The 900-nt window shown below is 62.3% G+C and carries 2 protein-coding genes; both read right to left on the reverse strand.

Translation table 11 applies throughout. The features are described from left to right. Positions 1 to 166: 166 nt before the first annotated feature. Entirely contained in the window at positions 167 to 547 is a 381-nt protein-coding gene (locus MFF58_RS31815; protein ID WP_238294318.1) for a PilZ domain-containing protein, read from the reverse strand. 164 nt (positions 548 to 711) lie between these two features. Continuing rightward, the coding region (locus MFF58_RS31820; RefSeq protein WP_238294319.1) for a hypothetical protein at positions 712 to 900 on the reverse strand (189 nt) is incomplete at its 5' end.

A 900-nucleotide genomic window follows, 5' to 3' on the forward strand; every position in this document is an offset into this window, starting at 1 on the left:
AGCGATCGGCCGGGGGTCGAGCGCCGGAAGAGCAGCACCGGGGCTTACTCCCCCCGTAGCCTCGGTGCGGCCTCACCGGCGCAGTCGCGCTGAGCACGGCTACCTCGATGCTCGCCGAGGGCGCCGGTCGGATTGGCGCTCCGGCCCAACACGATGTCTCTCCGGCTCAGATCTCCGAGAAGCGGCTGCGACGGGCACGCAGCGTCGTGCCCGGGTCGAGGCTTTCGGCCGGTCTTCTCGCTTGCATCGAGGGTACCTTGCCGACCCGCTCGATGCGAACGCCCGCATAATCACCCCGACGCCACACCAGCTGAACCGCGCAGATGAAGTCGCGCCCGATCACCTTGAACATGAAGCTCTTGGGCAGGACGTAGGAAATTGGCACCGCCAAGCGCGCACCGGAAGCGGATATGCCCCTGACGGTCGTCGGGATCTCGGTGCCATCGGGGAGCCGGATCAGCGCGATCCAGTTCGTATCACGGCGTTCTTCGCCACGATCAAAATGGCCACCCGACCGCTCAGACTTTGTGTTGCTGCCGGCGTCCATGAGGCGATATACAAGTTACACTGATTAAATAATCCTAAATGCAAGATGCTGAAGAACAGCCGCGGCAGACTTATCGACTGGAATTATCGTCCGTGGACCGCACTCTTCACAGGGACGGAGGCAGTCTTCAGGGGCAGAAGATCGATGAATAATTTGTCGGACACTTATCCCCGAGCCTCGGAAGCGGTCTCGATCATCTCAAACCCAACCCGCTGCGGCCAGTGCGTCATCACGCTGGCGCAGGAGGCGCAGCGAGCATCGTCCTCGGTCAGAACGTATCCTCTCTCTCCCGTAGCCGCGTAAACGGCGCCGCAGGCGAGGCATTCGAGGCTTTCGCCGTGGTCGTAGTCGCT

Source organism: Methylobacterium longum (genome assembly GCF_022179385.1).
Classification (GTDB): domain Bacteria; phylum Pseudomonadota; class Alphaproteobacteria; order Rhizobiales; family Beijerinckiaceae; genus Methylobacterium; species Methylobacterium longum.